Origin of the sequence: Sphingomonas sp. PP-CC-3A-396 (genome assembly GCF_004343105.1) — a bacterium.
GTDB lineage: Bacteria > Pseudomonadota > Alphaproteobacteria > Sphingomonadales > Sphingomonadaceae > Sphingomonas.
Map to the genome: position 1 here is coordinate 1 of NZ_SLYF01000018.1, position 16,734 is coordinate 16,734.

The 16,734-nt window shown below is 60.4% G+C and carries 10 protein-coding genes; 7 read left to right on the forward strand and 3 right to left on the reverse strand.

Annotated features, from left to right (window positions below):
- Positions 1-1,365 precede the first annotated feature (1,365 nt).
- The 6 genes from C8J40_RS19715 to C8J40_RS19740 all read left to right on the forward strand — a co-directional run bounded on the left by C8J40_RS19715 (position 1,366) and on the right by C8J40_RS19740 (position 11,337).
- Positions 1,366-2,490 (forward strand): ROK family transcriptional regulator, encoded by a 1,125-nt coding sequence (locus C8J40_RS19715; protein ID WP_243693518.1) that lies wholly within the window; start codon positions 1,366-1,368, stop codon positions 2,488-2,490.
- 108 nt (positions 2,491-2,598) lie between these two features.
- On the forward strand, positions 2,599-3,642 hold the full coding sequence (locus C8J40_RS19720) for an ROK family protein (protein ID WP_243693519.1): 1,044 nt from the start codon (positions 2,599-2,601) through the stop codon (positions 3,640-3,642).
- A 61-nt stretch (positions 3,643-3,703) separates the two neighbouring features.
- Positions 3,704-5,011, forward strand: coding sequence for a sugar porter family MFS transporter (locus C8J40_RS19725; RefSeq protein WP_207901319.1), 1,308 nt, complete (start codon positions 3,704-3,706; stop codon positions 5,009-5,011).
- Positions 5,008-6,522, forward strand: a complete 1,515-nt coding sequence (locus C8J40_RS19730) for a glycoside hydrolase family 32 protein (RefSeq protein ID WP_132898478.1) — start codon at positions 5,008-5,010, stop codon at positions 6,520-6,522. Before C8J40_RS19725 ends, C8J40_RS19730 begins: the two co-directional genes overlap by 4 nt.
- A gap of 116 nt (positions 6,523-6,638) precedes the next feature.
- Positions 6,639-9,533, forward strand: coding sequence for a TonB-dependent receptor (locus C8J40_RS19735; protein WP_132898479.1), 2,895 nt, complete (start codon positions 6,639-6,641; stop codon positions 9,531-9,533).
- Positions 9,534-9,729: 196 nt separating this feature from the next.
- On the forward strand, positions 9,730-11,337 hold the full coding sequence (locus C8J40_RS19740) for a glycoside hydrolase family 32 protein (RefSeq protein ID WP_165911554.1): 1,608 nt from the start codon (positions 9,730-9,732) through the stop codon (positions 11,335-11,337).
- Between the two features lie 156 nt (positions 11,338-11,493).
- Here C8J40_RS19740 and paoC read toward each other — a convergent pair whose 3' ends face one another.
- The 3 genes from paoC to paoA are packed head-to-tail and all read right to left on the reverse strand — an operon-like array spanning position 11,494 to position 15,280.
- Positions 11,494-13,704 carry an aldehyde oxidoreductase molybdenum-binding subunit PaoC gene (gene paoC, locus C8J40_RS19745; RefSeq protein WP_132898481.1) on the reverse strand — a complete coding sequence of 737 codons (2,211 nt, stop codon included), beginning with the start codon at positions 13,702-13,704 and terminating at the stop codon, positions 11,494-11,496.
- Positions 13,701-14,651, reverse strand: coding sequence for a xanthine dehydrogenase family protein subunit M (locus tag C8J40_RS19750; RefSeq protein ID WP_132898482.1), 951 nt, complete (start codon positions 14,649-14,651; stop codon positions 13,701-13,703). Before C8J40_RS19750 ends, paoC begins: the two co-directional genes overlap by 4 nt.
- Positions 14,648-15,280 carry an aldehyde dehydrogenase iron-sulfur subunit PaoA gene (paoA, locus tag C8J40_RS19755; protein WP_132898483.1) on the reverse strand — a complete coding sequence of 211 codons (633 nt, stop codon included), beginning with the start codon at positions 15,278-15,280 and terminating at the stop codon, positions 14,648-14,650. Before paoA ends, C8J40_RS19750 begins: the two co-directional genes overlap by 4 nt.
- A gap of 117 nt (positions 15,281-15,397) precedes the next feature.
- Here paoA and C8J40_RS19760 point away from each other — a divergent pair, with 117 nt between their 5' ends.
- Positions 15,398-16,303: a LysR family transcriptional regulator gene (locus tag C8J40_RS19760; RefSeq protein WP_132898484.1), complete on the forward strand. Its 906-nt coding sequence runs from the start codon at positions 15,398-15,400 to the stop codon at positions 16,301-16,303.
- Positions 16,304-16,734: the final 431 nt, after the last annotated feature.

The window sequence follows — 16,734 nt, forward strand, 5'->3', positions numbered from 1 at the left end:
TGCGAGCGGTCCGTTCCAGACAGATGCGCCATGCCACAAACATACCATGCGCCGCGATCTACGGGAATCCTCAGACCGGGTTCTCACACAGTCTGGCTGAATTTTGCGACAGCTGTGACCACGCAGACGGCTGACTGAAAAGCGATTATCGGGCTGTCGCAAATGTCCCTTCCAAAAAGAAGCAGTTCCGATGCACATTTCCGAGAGCAAGCGGGGGTGTCCTGAGGACCCATAATCAGACGTCCCCGCCCCCTTTCCAGCTTCCCCACTTCGGCCGCTCGTTCATCTTCGCGTTGCCACCGCTTTTGGCGCCTGACCCTGCGAACTCAAATGTCCCGACTGGGCGATAGTTTAGGAAGCAGGCTGTCCAAGTCCGAGTTTTGTGTCCGATGAGCTGCGGACGGCTTTTGCAGGAGGCTCAGGCACTGGATGAGCGGCGACGCTACGTCGAACCGTAGGTGCCAATCCGGATTCCTCATTCCACAGAACCAGGATTGTAGCGATCGGTGCCGCGGTGAGGATCAGCAGGAAAAGGCCCATCAGCCATTCGTTGGTCTCTAGCGGCTGCGAGAGGCTACCGCTGGGCTGCATCGACGGGCTAGGTCGCATCGGGCGCCTGCCGGCTTTCCTGGGGTGAAACGGGCGGTCCGCAGTCGCTCGGTGGACAGACGGCCTGATCTGCGACCGATCATAGGCGGCGCGTGCTTCCTTCTTTCCCAAAACGGAATACGCCTCGTTGATCTCTTTCGCACGAGCAGAGACATCCACACCATGGTTGGCATCGGGGTGATATTGACGGAGCAGCGCTTTCCACGCGGCGTGGATAGTGTCTCGACTTGCCGTCGAGGGCACGCCTAGAACAGAATAATAGTCGCGTGAGAGAGCCATCTAGTTGTTACTTGCGGCTAAAACGCAAAAAAGAAAAGTCCGCTTGAGGCGTGATATTAACCTAGCTTTCTCGGTGATCCAAAAGAAAGCTTTAGGCGCCAACAGTCAGATGGCTACCATTCCCATCCGCAACTTCGTGCTTTTGACGACACCACGACGCCCCCGGCGCAGACCGATAGTCGGCGTTCGATCGCCCCTCTGCGTATCCTAACTTCAGACACTCCTTCATATCCTTGCCGGAGCGCCACACGCATGCGCAGCTGAAAGGGACCATACTCCACACCGCGTAAGATCGACCAGGTTTGCAGGACGCACCGAAAACGATCTGTTCCTGACCTGTCTCGGTAATCACGACGGGCTTCGGTTGACGTTGTTAACCGGCCGCTCTTTGGCATAGGCCGAAACGCCTGATCGGGTTAACGAGCAACCACGGTGGCAAGTACCTCTGCAAAACGCCGCGTTTGAAAAGGATACGGCGTGGATACGATACGGCGAGGCACGAATGCGGGCGGGATGCGACGGTATAATGAGCGCCTGATCCTGTCAGCCGTGCGACGTATGAACGGCGCGTCGAAAGCTGAACTCGCTCGCGTGACTACGCTGTCTCCACAGGCAGTCGTACGCATAGTTGACGAGCTGGATGGTGAAGGTCTGCTGTTTCAGGCAGGTAAGCGCACCGGCGGCATGGGCCAGCCTGCAACAATCTACCGTATCAACGGCAAGCGTGGATACACGGTTGGCGTCGAGGTCGGCCGTGGGGATACCACGATCGCGCTTCTGGATTTCGACGGAGAGCGTAAAGCCGTCTGTCGCCATGCCGACAGCTTTCCATCTATCGATACCGTGCTTCGGCACGTCAACGCGTTCATTGACGAACATCTCGCGGCCACGAACTTGCTCAGTAACGAAGCCTTTATGGGCATCGGAATTGCAATGCCGTGGTTCCTCGGAGAATGGCGTGACGAGCTTGGTATATCGATCGACCAAGCGGACGAGTGGCGACGTGCTGATGTTGCGGATCGCCTTCAAGCAGGACTCGCCTGGCCTGCATTTTTCGAAAACGACGGTAATGCCGCTGCACTGGCCCAACTGCTATGCGGCGCAGGCATCGATCTTCAGGACTTCCTGGCAGTCAATATCGGCACCTTCGTCGGCGGAGGTTTAGTTTTGGGCGGTCGTGTGCATCAAGGCAGGCATGGCAATGCCGGAGCACTCGCCTCAATGCCTGTCTGCGCAGCCGGCAAAAGCGACTATCTGATCCACCACGCCTCGCTTTACGCTTTTAACCAGGAAGCCGTTGCCGAGGAGCGTTCCGCGTGGACGCGTCGGTGTATTGATGCGCTCGCTTTTGCAGTGACTAGCGCAAACAGTCTTCTCGATCTCGAAGCTGTCATCATTGATGGTGCCCTTTCTTCCACGTGTCTCGATGCCATTGCCACCGGATTGCAGGATCACTTTTTGACCAATTCACCGCCGGATTTCTTTGTCCCTGAGATTCGCCGAGGAGGTCTTGGCAACGTAGCAGCAGCCGTGGGCGCAGCCCTGCTGCCACTCCACGCAAGCTTCACCCCAGACTTGGCGAGCCTGTTCAAGAAAAGCTAATCTACCCGAAACGGCCACAATAAAAATCACAGTCTATGCCGACTGGATTTCTAACTGTGCTTGACAGACTAACTCACACTAGTAGATTTAGTACCTGACCACGAAGGCGTGGCAAGTGTCAGGAGAGAGATTTCGTGTTCGTTCGCCCTAAACCATTGTCTTGCCGCGATTATTTTCGGTTTCGCGCGCATGGTTGAGCCATTGATTCTCGGCGCAATCGAAGCTGGCGGCACCAAATTTCTTTGCGCGATCTCCGATCGTGATGGCGCAACGTTGATGCAGACACGCATCCCGACCACGACGCCGAAAGAGACACTAGGCGCGGCCAGCGATTTCTTCGCTCAAGCGAGCGAGCAGTACGGCACTCTTGCGGCGTTCTCTATCGGCAGTTTCGGGCCACTTTCTTTGAATCCGATTGCAATCGATTACGGACGCATCACGTCAACGCCGAAAACGGGTTGGCAGAACGTCGACCTTTTTGCGCATTTCCGCCAAACCATTTCCGCGCCCACAGCACTCGATACCGACGTGAATTGTGCTGCAGTTGGCGAGCGGCTGTTTGGCAGCGGCCAAGGGCTCGATACGTTCTGCTATGTGACGGTTGGAACAGGCATCGGAGTTGGCGTTCTGATTAACGGTGCTCCGCACGGTGGCGCTAATCATCCCGAGGCAGGTCACATCAAACTGCCACGCGCGTCGGGCGACGATCAGTTTGCCGGGATCTGCCCTTACCATGGCGACTGCCTCGAAGGCCTGGCCTCGGGGCCCGCCATGCATGCCCGGTGGGGTACGCCGGCGGAGACGTTGCCCAGCAGTCATCCAGCATGGGACATCGAGGCAGACTACCTCGCCGGTCTTTGTGCGACACTTACCTATACCGTGCGGCCCGACCGCATCATCATCGGTGGAGGCGTCATGCAACCGCCCATGTATGACCGTGTGCGCAGGGCGCTGACCGCGAAGCTGGCCGGTTACGATGCCAGCATGCGCGCGATCGACATGGCCGACTATGTGGCGGCGCCAACCGCGGGCTCTTCGGCAGGTCTGACAGGCGCCCTCGCGCTCGCCTATCGAAAAGCGACCCGACAGTGGCCGATGCATTGGGCCGTTACTGAAACCACCTCCATCGAAGCGGAAGCCGTCAATGCATAGTGTTGTTAGTTCGGGCCCCGCGGGCGTTGCCGATGACGCCCGGGCAACTCCGGCGATCATCATGAGCGCGGCAGGCGCTGCGCTTGGTGGTCTCTTGTTCGGTTTCGACACCGCTGTGATCTCGGGTGCGACCAACGCGCTACAGAGCCAGTTCGCGCTTACCGAGGCATCGCTAGGCTTCACCGTCGCCTCAGCCTTGATTGGTACCGTCTTGGGCTCGCTCGTCGCAGGCGCGCCGGCTGATCGTTATGGCCGCAAAGCCATCATGCTTTCGGTGGCAATCGCCTACGTAGTGTCGTCGCTCGGCACTGCGCTGGCGCACGACTGGTACGTGCTGATCGCATTCCGCTTCCTTGGCGGTGTCGCTATCGGTGCCGCGTCCGTCGTCACACCGATCTACATTGCCGAGGTGTCGCCAGCGCGGTTCCGCGGTCGTTTGGTAGCGATGAACCAATTGAACATCGTGCTGGGTATCCTCATCGCGTTCCTCTCCAACTACATCATAGCGCAAGTCCTGCCGCCCGAGACGGCTTGGCGCTGGATGTTCGGCATCGTCGGGGTGCCGTCCGTCATATTCCTCATCGTCACGTTCTTTCTTCCAGAAAGCCCAAGGTGGCTGGCGGTGCGTGGTCACCGCGAACGTGCCGTTGCCGCGATGACGCGGCTCGGGTTCAGCGACCCCGGTGCCGAACTGCTCCGCATCGAGGCCGCGGACACGCGCGAAGCCGCCAAGGGGGCTCCACGCCTTTTCCAGGCGTCGCACACTCTCCCCGTCACCTGCGCGATCGCGATCGCGATGTTCAACCAGCTCTCCGGCATCAACGCCCTGCTCTACTACGCACCGCGCATCTTCGAATTGGCCGGTGCCGGTGCTGACAGCGCATTGCTGCAGTCGGTTGCTGTGGGCGGTACCAACCTGCTGTTTACGGCGCTGGCACTGTTCCTGATCGACCGCTTCGGCCGCAAGCCGCTGCTGTTCGTGGGGTCGATCATCTGTGCTGCCGCATTGCTTCTGGTCGGCTGGCAGCTCGAGCGCGTCGCGCCGAACGGCACCCTGATCCTCGTCGGACTTCTCGCCTTCATCGCAGCGTTCGCGGTGAGCCAGGGCGCGGTGATCTGGGTGTTCATCTCCGAGGTTTTCCCAAGCTCCGTTCGCGGCAAAGGTCAGGCGCTGGGTTCAACCACGCACTGGGTCATGGCAGCGATCATCACCTGGCTGTTCCCGGTGGTCGCCAGCGCCGTCGGCGGATGGGTGTTCGCATTCTTTGGCGCGATGATGCTGCTCCAGTTCGTCTGGGCATGGAAAGTGATGCCCGAGACGAACGGTGTCGCGTTGGAAGATATGGATTTGCGGGGAGCTGCAGCATGAAGACGATTGCACTGCTGATGGCGGCAGCTGCCGCTCTGGCAACCTCGGCGTCGGCGCAGCGGCCCGATCCCCGGCCTAGCTATCATTTCGCCCCGGCCAAGAACTGGATGAACGACCCCAACGGGCTCGTCTACTATGACGGCGAGTATCATCTGTTCTTCCAGTACAACCCTCATGGCGACCGCTGGGGTCATATGAACTGGGGACACGCAGTCAGCCGCGATCTCGTGCATTGGCAGGAACTGCCCATCGCGATTCCCGAGACCGCCGACGTCATGGCCTTTTCCGGCAGCGCCGTGATCGACTGGAACAATACCAGCGGCTTCGGACGCAACGGCAAACCGCCGATGATCGCGATCTACACCGGGCACAACCCCAAGGCGAAGCTCCAGTCGCAGTACGTCGCCTATAGCAACGATCGCGGTCGGACGTGGACGGTCCACGGCGAGGTTCTGAACGTCGGATCGCCAGAGTTCCGCGATCCAAAGGTCTTCTGGCACGCCGCCACCAAGCGCTGGGTCATGGTTGCCGTGATGGCACTGGAGAACCGCGCGGTGATCTTCACCTCGCCGAATCTGAAGCAGTGGACGTTCGCCAGCAGCTTCGGCCCCGCCGGCGGTCGCGGGAAAAACTGGGAGTGTCCGGATCTGTTCGAATTGCCCGTCGAGGGCGGAGCTTCCGGCGAAAAGCACTGGGTGCTCGGCATCAACCTCGGCGACAACGCCGTCGGTGGGGGCTCGGGTGGTCAGTATTTCGTCGGCGACTTCGACGGGACGCGATTCACGCCGGTTCAGGGCTGGCCCGGCGATGCGCAGTGGATGGATTATGGAGCAGACTTCTACGCCGCTGTGTCGTGGAACGATCTGCCCAAGGACGATCCACGCCGCATCTGGATCGGCTGGGCTAACGACTGGCGTTACGCGGAAGCCATCCCAACCTGGCCATCGCGCGGACTGATGACCGTCCCACGCCAGGTTACGCTGCGCAAATCGCCCGACGGGTATCGGATCATGCAGACGCCGGTGCGCGAGGTCGCGACCCTGCACGGCGCCCGACAGGAATTCGCCGCGACGTTGAACGACAGCCCGACCGCGCTTCCCATTCAGGGTGGTTCGGCGGATCTGGAGTTCGCGATCGACGCTGCTTCGTCCGAGCAGGTGGCGATCACGCTCACGGATGGCGAGGGTTATCAGACCGTCGTCGGCGTTAATCCGACCGTGAACGAGGTCTTCGTGGATCGGACGCGCTCTGGGCCGCATTTCCATGACGGCTTTGCCAGCCGCCACGTCGCCCCCGTCGATCTGAAGACGCATCGCGTGAAACTGCGCATTCTGGCAGACGAGTCGATCCTCGAAGTCTTCATCAACGATGGCGAGCGGACGATCACCGATCGATTCTTCCGTGGCAGTGGCCCGCTGCGGTGGAGCGCGTCCTCGCGCGGCGGCAGTGCGCAACTGAAGCTCACCGCATGGCCGATGAACGCAGGCCCAGTGAAGGTCGCAGCGAAGTGACGACGGGTCCCGTTCAAAAGTCGGCAAGCATGTTTGGCCCGAGCTAGCTAGCGGGCCTCGCGGCCCGGACTACCAATAACCTGAAACAAATAACGTAATAAAGAGGGGATTCTTTTATGACGAGGTCTTTCCACGTCCTGCTGACGACTACTGCACTCCTGCCGCTGATTGTTGCATCTTCAGCTTGGGCACAAGCTGATGTGTCGCCGGCAACGAACCAGACCGGAGCGGCCCAGACGCCAACATCCGGCGATCCACTGCCCAACTCTGCGCCCACCAGTGCTGCGCAGGCGCAATCGGACGCGGCGCCGGAGAACGCGCAGGCGGGCGGAGACAACGAAATCGTTGTTACTGGTTACCGTGCAGCGCTTGGTTCTGCGCAGGAACTCAAGCGCAATTCGTCGTCAATCGTCGACGCGGTCGTATCTGACGACATCGGCAAACTGCCGGACAACAACGCTGCCGAAGCCATCTCGCGGATCGTCGGCGTTACGGTTCTACGTTACAACGACGAAGCAGGCGTCATTCTGGTGCGTGGCCTGCCGGACGTTGCAACGACGTTCAACGGCCGCGAGTTCTTCTCGGCCGAAGACCGCGTCTTGCATCTCCAGGATTTCCCGGCTGGTGTCGCCGCGGGCATCGAGGTCTACAAGTCGGGAACGCCCGATCTTATCGAACCCGGTCTGGCAGGGCTGGTCAATCTGCGCTCGCGTCGCCCATTCGACGTAAAAGACACCGAGATCGCCGGCGAAATCCGCGGATCGTACAATGATCAGTCCAAAGCATTCGACCCGTCAGGTAACCTCCTGCTGACGAAGCGCTGGGACACACCGATCGGCGAGATCGGCGCCTTGGTGAATATGAGCTACACGCGCACCACCTATCGCAACGCCGATCGCTATGCTGACTCCGCGGTTATCACGCCGCGCGGTTTTGGCATCGATGATCCCGCCGATGATCTGACGGTCGCGACCCCTGGCGTTGGCAATTTCAACTTTCCGGCAAACGCCGGCAACTTCTACGAGAAGGGCGTTCGTCATCGGCCGGCCATCAACGGTACGATCCAATGGCGCCCATCGGCCAATCTTGAGGTCTACGCAGAAGGTTTGTGGCAGGCGTATCGCGGTAACGTGTTGCGGGACTCGTTTAACGTGAACTTCGAACGGCGTGATGCCAACGGCGTTGCGCCCACGCTCAGCAACGTCGTCCTGGTACCGGGCGAGCCGAACAAGGCCGCAAGCTTCACCAAGACGGGCGGCTACGTTCCCGAGTTTTCACGGGTAGCGCAGGATGATCGGACTGATACATATCAGGGCGCATTGGGCTTTAAATGGACGACCGGCCGCGCAACGCTGTCGGGCGACTTCGCCTACACCAACAGCCGCTACAAAGCCCTGGAGCTTGCCGTCGACTCCCAGCTTGCGGCTGCACCGACTATCAACGTCGATTGGGACGCACGCGGATCGGCGGTTTTCGATCTAGGCAGCTACGACATCACCAACCCCGACAACGCCCGCTGGCGCGGCTTCAATCAGCGCGAGTTCGTCGCCAAGGGCAACGGGCTTCAAGGCCGTCTTGATCTGGATCTCGAAACCGACTGGGGCTTCCTGCCGCATCTTCAGTTTGGCGTTCGTGCCAGTGATCGCAATGCCTCGTCGCAGAACAATACTCGCTACGCCTACACTGCCGGCCTCAACATCCCGCTTGCGGGCCTTCCAACCGGCGCGCTTGAAGTGATTACGGATGGCTTCCGTAACGATCCACAGCGCTTTCAGAACTGGCTTGCGCCAAATCGTGACGCGATCATCGCCAACAGCGAGGCACTGCGCCAGCTTGCCTATCAGTCGGTCCAACAGGCGACCGTGCTGTTCCCGAACGACGGCGGCATTCGTGACGCTGTGGCAAAGTACGCAACTGCCGAGATCCCTGTCGATCCGCTGGGCGGCTTCACCGCTAGCGAGGCTAGCTATGCCTTCTATGGTCAGGGCAAGTTCGCGTTCGACCTCGGCGGTATCGAGGTTGACGGCACCGCTGGTGCTCGCATCGTCAACACAGATGGTGAGTATCGCGGTTTCAGTCGCGTACAGGGCAGCGATGGCACCGTTGGTATCGTCCCGACGACCACCAAGCAGAACTACGTCGACGTCTTGCCATCTGCCATCGCGCGCATTCGCTTCTCTCAGAAATGGCAGGTTCGTCTAGGCTACACGCAGACGCGGACCCGGCCGGGGTTCGGTCAGCTGAACCCTTCGCTCAACATCACGGCCAACAGCCCAGGTCCGGATGGCTCGCCGCCGCAGTTTGATGCAACCGGCTCTGGCGGCAATCCGAACCTGCGCCCGCTGACGTCAAAGAACTATGATTCCACTCTGGAATGGTACTTCTCCAAGAACGGGTCGGCATCTGTCGCCGCGTTCTACCGCGATCTCAATGGCTTCATCGGCAACTATACACAGGTCGTTAACGACCCGATCTACGGCCGCGTTCAGCTGAACCGTCCTGAAAATGCCGGTAACGGACGCATCAAGGGTATTGAGGCTTCGGCGCAGACGTTCTTCGACTTCCTTCCCGGCCTGCTCTCTGGCTTCGGCGTGCAGGCGAACGGCACCTATCTCGACGGCACCAACCAACTGCCGCAGGCGCTCGGCGAAAGTGATCGCCAAGTGCGAATTACTGGTCTGTCCAAATGGGCCTATAATCTCACCGGCTTCTACGAGAAGGGCAAGGTTTCCGCCCGGCTATCGTACAACTGGCGGTCGGGGTATACCACGAGCTACAACCGCACCATCAATGAAACGCAATATGCGGGCGAACTCGTACGTCCGGTATCACGACTGGACTTCTCCGCGAGCTTCGAACCTTACAAAAACATCTCGCTTGTCGCCAACGTTAGCAACATCCTGGCGCAGCCGTTCAAGAACTACCGTTACTACAATGAGACGCAGTATTTTGGTCGCGATCTCCGGATCGAAGGTCGATACATGAGCCTAGGCCTGCGATTCAAGATGTAACGCTCTGACCTGCGCAGTGTGGCAACACGGCACTGCGCAGGGACTTGGACCAAGTTGACCGCGGGTCAACGCCTTCGAACTCTGACCTACCTGCGCAGCGTAGGATCCCTGAGTCCCGTGTAACGAAATGCCATTCCGCTCGGGTGCGGGAGGCCGGGACCCGTCTGCCACAGATATCCTGATAGGAGCCAAGGCAATGCCACGTGAAACCGTCTACACCCGGCGCACGACGCTTGGGCTCATCGCCGGCTTTCCAATGATGGCTGGGTTTGGCCGAACACTGGCTGGAGCAACGACCTTGACGGACGGCTCGGTCTCCATTCCTCCGTCACCTTCAGCCACCGTGCCTCAGGCAGAAAACGGTCGGCCTCGCTATCACATCACTGCCCCGGCAGGCGGCTGGATCAACGATCCGCAACGCCCGCTGAAGATCGGCGATACCTGGACGCTTTGGGCGTTGTACAATCCCACCTACCCTACCGGTGGCACAAATTGGCGGCGTTGGACGTCGAAGGATCTTGTAACATGGGAAGACCGTGGCATTGCGATCCCGCGAAACACCAACCGCTTTGGAGACGTCTGGAGCGGCAGTACCGTTGTTGATACAGCAAATACCGCCGGTTTCGGCGCAGGAGCGCTCGTAACTCTCGTAACGATGCCGGTGCCGGGCACCGGCCAATCCTGTGCATTGTGGTACTCACATGACGACGGAGCGAACTTTGCGTTCCATGACATCGTTCTGGCTAATCCGGGAGGTCGCAAGGATTTTCGCGATCCTACCGTGTTCTGGCATGCGCCCACGAACCGTTGGGTTATGACCCTCTCCGAGGAGGGTAAGATCGGGATCTACACGTCCACCAATCTCAAGCAGTGGACATATGCCAGTGGCTTCGCCTCGACGATCGTCGGCCGCGTTATGGAATGCTCACACCTCTTCAAGCTGCATATGTACGAGGCTAACGGCGCGACGTCGGCAGATAGATGGGTATTGCTGGTTGGCGGCAATGGTACCAAGCTCGGCTTCACCGTAGGCGGCTATTATTGGGTCGGAGACTTTGATGGGATGACGTTCACGTCCGACGCCTTGGAGGGGCAGTGGATCGATGGAGGGGCGGACTTCTACGCCGCTGTAGTCTGGACCGACCCAGCCGCGGCCGATCCGCTTGCGTCGGCGTACTTGATAGCCTGGATGAGCAACTGGGATTATGTGAACAAGATTCCTGTCACCCGAGATTACCGCGGACAACTCAGCCTTGTTCGCCAGCTAAGACTTCAGCGTGTAGCGAACGTACCACGCCTGCTCAGCACACCGCTCGCTGCCCAGAATGAGTTCTTTGCTCCCGCCATTGCCGGACAGGATCAAACGGTTACAAAAGGGACGGATTACGTATGGCCGGCAGGTGCAGAAGCGGCCGCCTGCCGTATTGATCTGACGTTCAGCCGGATTGGGGCCATTTGGCCCGACGACATCATCTTATTGGTTCGCAAGGATGATGATTTTGAAACCCGAGTTCTATTCACTGCGCATACCAATACGGTCTCTCTTCACCGAGAAAATAGCGGCCCCAACGTACCGAATGTTGACGCTTGGCGGCAGCAACGTAGTGTCGCGTGCGATTTCACGACGGGCTCGATAAACTTAAGCCTATTCATTGATTCAGGATCGGTTGAGCTTTTTCTCGGCAGCGGAAAAGCAACAATTTCTGAACTCATAACGGCGCCTCTTGAGGCCAAGCCGCTTAACCTGAGCGTAAGCAACGCTAGATTGAAGGTATCGGGTGTTTCAATAACGCCTATGAATTAGCGCGTTTTGAACTCACGCTTGCAGCGAATTCGGTTTGGCGCCTTTAATCCATGTCCGGCTGGACCCATAATCGGTCGCTAACGCCCGTTCCCTCGCTTCCTAACTTCAGACGCTCGTTCATCTTCGCCGTTCAAGCGCTCGGCAAAACCACCCCCATCACGTCAGTGCTGGCAGCGCGTCGAGGTGCTTTTCGAGCGTGATCGGATATTCGCGCACGCGCACGCCGGTCGCATTGTAGATCGCGTTGGCGACCGCAGGAGCGACCCCGGTCAGGCCTAGCTCGCCTACGCCCTTGGCCTTCACCGGCGAGATCGTCGGATCGACCTCATCGATGAAGAAGGCGTCGAGATGCGGGATGTCGGCGTGCACCGGCACTTCGTAGCCAGCGAGATCGTGGTTCACGAAGAAGCCGAAGCGCTTGTCGATCGCCATGTCCTCCATCAGCGCGGCGCCGACGCCCATGACCATCCCGCCGATCACCTGGCTACGCGCAGTCTTGGCATTGAGGATGCGTCCTGCCGCGCAGACCGCGAGCATGCGCCGCACCCGGACCTCGCCGGTATAGGCGTCGACCGCGACCTCGACGAAATGCGCCCCGAAGGTCTGCTGCTGGAACTGATCCGCGAGCTTGGCGAACTCCATCAGGTCCTCGACCACGATCTCGCCATCCCTGGCCGCGTTGGCGAGTTTTACCGAACGGTTGCCGCTGCGCACCTGGCCGTCGGCAAACTCGACGTCGGCGGTGTTGAAGCCGAGGCGCTGAGCCACGGTCTCGCGCAGCTTCATGCACGCTGCATAGACGCCGGCGGTCACGGAAGGGGCGCCTTGCTGGCCACCCGATCCCGGCGTTTCCGGGAAGGTGGAGTCGCCGAGCTTGACCACGATGCGGTCGGGTGCGACGCCCATCATCTCGGCCGCGGTCTGCTGGACGACCGTGTAGCTGCCGGTGCCGATGTCCGTCATGTCCGTCTCGATTGTCACAACGCCGTGCCGATCGAGCCGGGCGCGTGCGCCAGCCTTGGCGATCTTGCCGCCACGGATCGCTCCTGCCATCCCGATACCGATCAGCCATTGCCGTTCGCGGACCGCACCGGGCTTGCTCTGCCGCTTGTCCCAGCCGAAGCGTTCTGCGCCCTCCCGCAGGCAACGGACGAACGCTCGGGTCGAGAATGGCTTGTTCGGATTTTCGGGGTCGACCTGCGTGTCGTTCACGACCCGCAGCTCTATCGGATCCATCTTCAGCTTTTCCGCCAGCTCGTCCATCGCGACCTCTAGTGCCATCAGGCCAGGTGCTTCGCCGGGCGCGCGCATCGCATTGCCTTCGGCAAGGTCGAGCGTGGCCAGCCGCATCCGGGTCAGCCGGTTAGCGCCCGCATACAGCGTCCGCGTGGAAGTCACTGTCGGCTCCGTTCGCCCACCGACGAGGTTACCCGACAGGCTGTCGTGACCGATGGCCGTCAGCCGCCCGTCACGGCCCGCGCCCAGCTGCACCCGCTGGATCGTCTTCGGCCGGTGGATCGTGGTGTTGAACATGATCGGCCGCTGCAGCGCGATCTTCACCGGACGATTGACCACGCGTGCTGCGATCGCCGCCAGCGCCAGATCGATCTGCACGGTCCCCTTACCGCCGAAACCGCCACCGATGTAGGGCGAGATCAGGTGGACATTCTGCTTGGGGATGCCGAGGATCAGCCCAAGGTCGCGCGTTCCCCAGTTCATCTGCTGGATCGACGTCCAGCACGTCACGCGGTTGCCATCCCACTTGGCGATCGACGCATGTGGCTCCATCATCGCGTGCGCCTGGTCGGGCACGGTGTAGGTCTCGTCGACCTTGACCGGCGCGGCAGCGAACGCCTTGGCGAAATCGCCGACCTGCTTCTCGTTGGGGCCGCCAAACTCGCCTTCCGGCGGGACGGGCGCGCTGCCGTTCTGCGCGGCCAGATCGAACCGCCCTGCCGTCCGCTGATAGTCGACCCGCACCAGCTCTGCAGCCGCACGAGCCTGCTCAAACGTCTCTGCAACGACGACGGCGACCGGTTGATGGTAGTGGTCCACCTCCGGCGCGGCGAGCATCTTCTGGACGTAGAACTTGCCGACCCCGGGCTTGCCGGCATTCAGGTACGTGACGACACCGACCACGCCGGGCGCACGTTCGGCATCACGCGTGTCGATCGAAGTGATCCGGCCCTTGGCGATCGCGGCGCCGAGAATGTAGCCGTACGCAAAACCAGGCGCGACATCTTGCCATTCATAAGCATAGGTCGCGGTGCCGGTGGTCTTCAGATGCCCTTCGTAGCGATCGAGTGGCTTGCCGAGCACCTTCATCCGGTCGGTCGGGTTGGCGCCTGCGGGTGTGTCGAAGATCATGGCTTCACCTCTGCAATCACCGCCGCGAGGGTACGCGTCGCAAGTGGGATCTTGAATGCATTGTCGTCGGTCGGCCGTGCGTCGGCAAAGACCGCTTTCGACATCTCGACCGCGCCGCGGGGCATCGCTGCCTCCGCCGCCTCCACCCGCCAAGGCCGATGGGCGACACCACCGAACGCTACGCGTCCGCTGCCGTCACGCTGAACGATGGCAGCGACCGAAACGAGCGCGAACGCATAGGACGCGCGGTCGCGCACCTTGCGGTAGATATGCGTACCACCGACCGGACGCGGCAAGGTGACCGCGGTGATAAGTTCGCCGTGATCCAGCACATTATCCCGCTCGGGCGTATTGCCCGGCAGCGTATGGAAGATGCCGATAGGGATGGATCGTGTCTTCCCGTCCGCCTTCATCGTTTCGACGGTGGCGTCGAGCACGCGCATCGCAACCGCCATGTCGCCTGGATAGGTTGCGATGCACGCCTCGCTCGATCCGATGACGGCAAGCTGGCGCGAATAGCCCCCTATCGCAGCGCATCCCGACCCCGGCTTCCGCTTGTTGCAGGGCTGGTTCGTGTCGTAGAAATACGGGCACCGCGTCCGCTGGAGCAGATTGCCAGCGGTCGTCGCCTTGTTCCGCAGCTGGCCTGAGGCGCCGGCAACGATAGCGCGGCTGAGCACGCCATAGTCGCGCCGCACCCGCTCGTCGCTCGCCAGCGCGGTGTTGCTGACGAACGCACCGATCCGCAGACCGCCGGCGTCGGTCGGTTCGATCCGGTCGAGCTTAAGGTCCTGCACGTCGACCAGATGGGTCGGCGTCTCGACCTCGAGCTTCATCAGATCGAGCAGGTTGGTACCGCCCGCCAGGAATCGCGCGCCAGGCTGGCTCGCGACCAAACGTGCCGCGTCCGCAGGCGTCCCTGCCCGCTCGTAGGTAAAGCTTTTCACGCGCGCGCTCCTGCAACGTCTGCCATCGCCTCAGCGATGTTGGAATAGGCACCGCAGCGGCAGATATTACCGCTCATTCGCTCCCGCATTTCGCCGCCGGTAGGCTGCGGGGACGCCATAAGGTCGGCCTGCGTATGACTAGGAATGCCCCGCCTGATTTCCTCCAGCACCGAGACCGCGGAACAGATCTGCCCCGGCGTGCAGTAACCGCACTGGTACCCATCATGCTTCACAAAGGCTGCCTGCGTTGGATGCAGACGCTCGGGCGTGCCGAGGCCTTCGATTGTGGTCACGGCATCGCCCTTATGTTGGACGGCGAGGCTGAGGCAGGCGTTGATACGCTCACCGTTGACGATGACCGTGCACGCCCCGCACTGCCCATGGTCGCAGCCCTTCTTAGTGCCGGTGAGATACAGATGTTCGCGCAGCGCATCGAGCAGGGTTGTGCGCGGATCGAGCATCAGCTCCCGGGCCTTGCCGTTCACAGTCAAAGCGACCTTGTAAGTTGGCAGAGTTTGCGCGGGCGGTGCGGCGTCGGCGGTTTCGCTCGCGATGGCGGATACTGCCGCAGTAGTAGCGCTGCTCATCAGCATCTCCCTTCGGGATAATTGAAAAGTCTCACTGGCCATCGGCGATCCTCCGTGGGCGCGCCAATGGGCGCCGGTCAGGACTATTAAACGCTTTTAACAGAAGTAGGTTACCCGTCAGCCGCTTGATGCGATACTGAATCTGGTTCAACATCAGGGATGCTTGTCACCCGCACCAACCTTACCGACCTTGCCTATTTTCTAGCGATCGCGCGGCATCGCAATCTTCGTCGGGCCGGCCTCGAGCTTGGCGTGTCTGCCTCAGCGGTCAGCCATGCTCTCAAAAGTTTCGAAGAGCGCGCGGGTGTCCGACTGATCAACCGGACCAACCGATCCGTAACCTTGACGTCGGCTGGAAAGGCGCTGGAGCAGTCGGTCTCCGGGTCATTTGCTGACATCGGCTCCGCACTCGAAAACCTCGATCAGCTCCGCGCCTCTCCTGGTGGGAAAATCCGCATCAACGCCGTGGTCGATGCGGTAACGCTGGTGCTTGGTCCTGTGCTTGCCGAACTGTCTCGCCGTCACCCTGATATTGAGGTCGATCTGGTATCGAGCAATCGCATCGTCGATGTCGTCGGCGAAGGATTCGACGCAGGCGTTCGGTATGGCGGCACCGTCCCCGAAGACATGATCGCGCAGCGACTTTCAACTGACCTCCGATGGGTTGTCGCGGCTTCTCCCCGTTACCTCGAAGAACATGGCACACCAACGCACCCAAACGAGCTGAAGCATCACCGGTGTCTTGGAGTGCGTCTTGGGGACGACAGTATCTACCGGTGGGAATTCGAGGGGCCTAACGGGGACTTTGATATGCCTATCAAAAGCGCGATGACTGCCGACGATAGCCGATCAACGCTGGCAATGGCACTAAACGGCGCGGGGCTGACGTTCGGTCTTGAGGCCCTGTTCGCCAAGCATGTCGCAGACGGCACCCTGCGCCTTGTGCTAACCGAGTGGGTGACGACCGGGCCGGGCTTCTACCTTTACTATTCCGGACGACGACAATTACCCGCGGGTTTGCGCGCGCTGCTGACGATTGCAGGTGAACTAAAACCACTTGGCTGACGCGTCTGTTCAACATCCGGCATTCACAGCGTCTGAAACGCGTCTTCAATGACGAAGCAATGACCCACTACCGGACGTTCGCGGGGTAGTCTCCGCTTCCCAACTTCGGCCCTTCGTTCATCTCGAGGCGAGGCTCATGCTGCACGCATTGCCCTCTGCCTGACGGCAAGCCGAATTTATCAAAAAGGATGTTGTTTCGAGAATCTCAGGGTTCGCTGGCATAGGTGCTAGTAGCGAACCATCGTTGCATTGCGCATGACAAGAGAAAGGACGGCAATGCGCTACGCCTATAGAGAGGAAAATGTCGATTATGTCGCCGATCTGACATTTGACGCACTCAGCTATGAGGAGATCCACGACAAGAAGCTGTCGCGTCCTCCCAGCAGGGTGCGCCTCGGCTTGCGACAGAGACGCGCTGATTTTGCTAAGAT

What these genes read in the sequence shown, in the direction of transcription:
- C8J40_RS19725 (WP_207901319.1), top strand. Translation starts at nt 3,704, where the DNA reads ATGAGCGCGGCAGGCGCTGCGCTTGGTGGTCTCTTGTTCGGTTTCGAC.
- C8J40_RS19730 (WP_132898478.1), top strand. Translation starts at nt 5,008, where the DNA reads ATGAAGACGATTGCACTGCTGATGGCGGCAGCTGCCGCTCTGGCAACC.
- C8J40_RS19735 (WP_132898479.1), top strand. Translation starts at nt 6,639, where the DNA reads ATGACGAGGTCTTTCCACGTCCTGCTGACGACTACTGCACTCCTGCCG.
- C8J40_RS19740 (WP_165911554.1), top strand. Translation starts at nt 9,730, where the DNA reads ATGCCACGTGAAACCGTCTACACCCGGCGCACGACGCTTGGGCTCATC.
- paoC (WP_132898481.1), bottom strand. Translation starts at nt 13,704, where the DNA reads ATGATCTTCGACACACCCGCAGGCGCCAACCCGACCGACCGGATGAAG.
- paoA (WP_132898483.1), bottom strand. Translation starts at nt 15,280, where the DNA reads ATGGCCAGTGAGACTTTTCAATTATCCCGAAGGGAGATGCTGATGAGC.
- C8J40_RS19760 (WP_132898484.1), top strand. Translation starts at nt 15,398, where the DNA reads ATGCTTGTCACCCGCACCAACCTTACCGACCTTGCCTATTTTCTAGCG.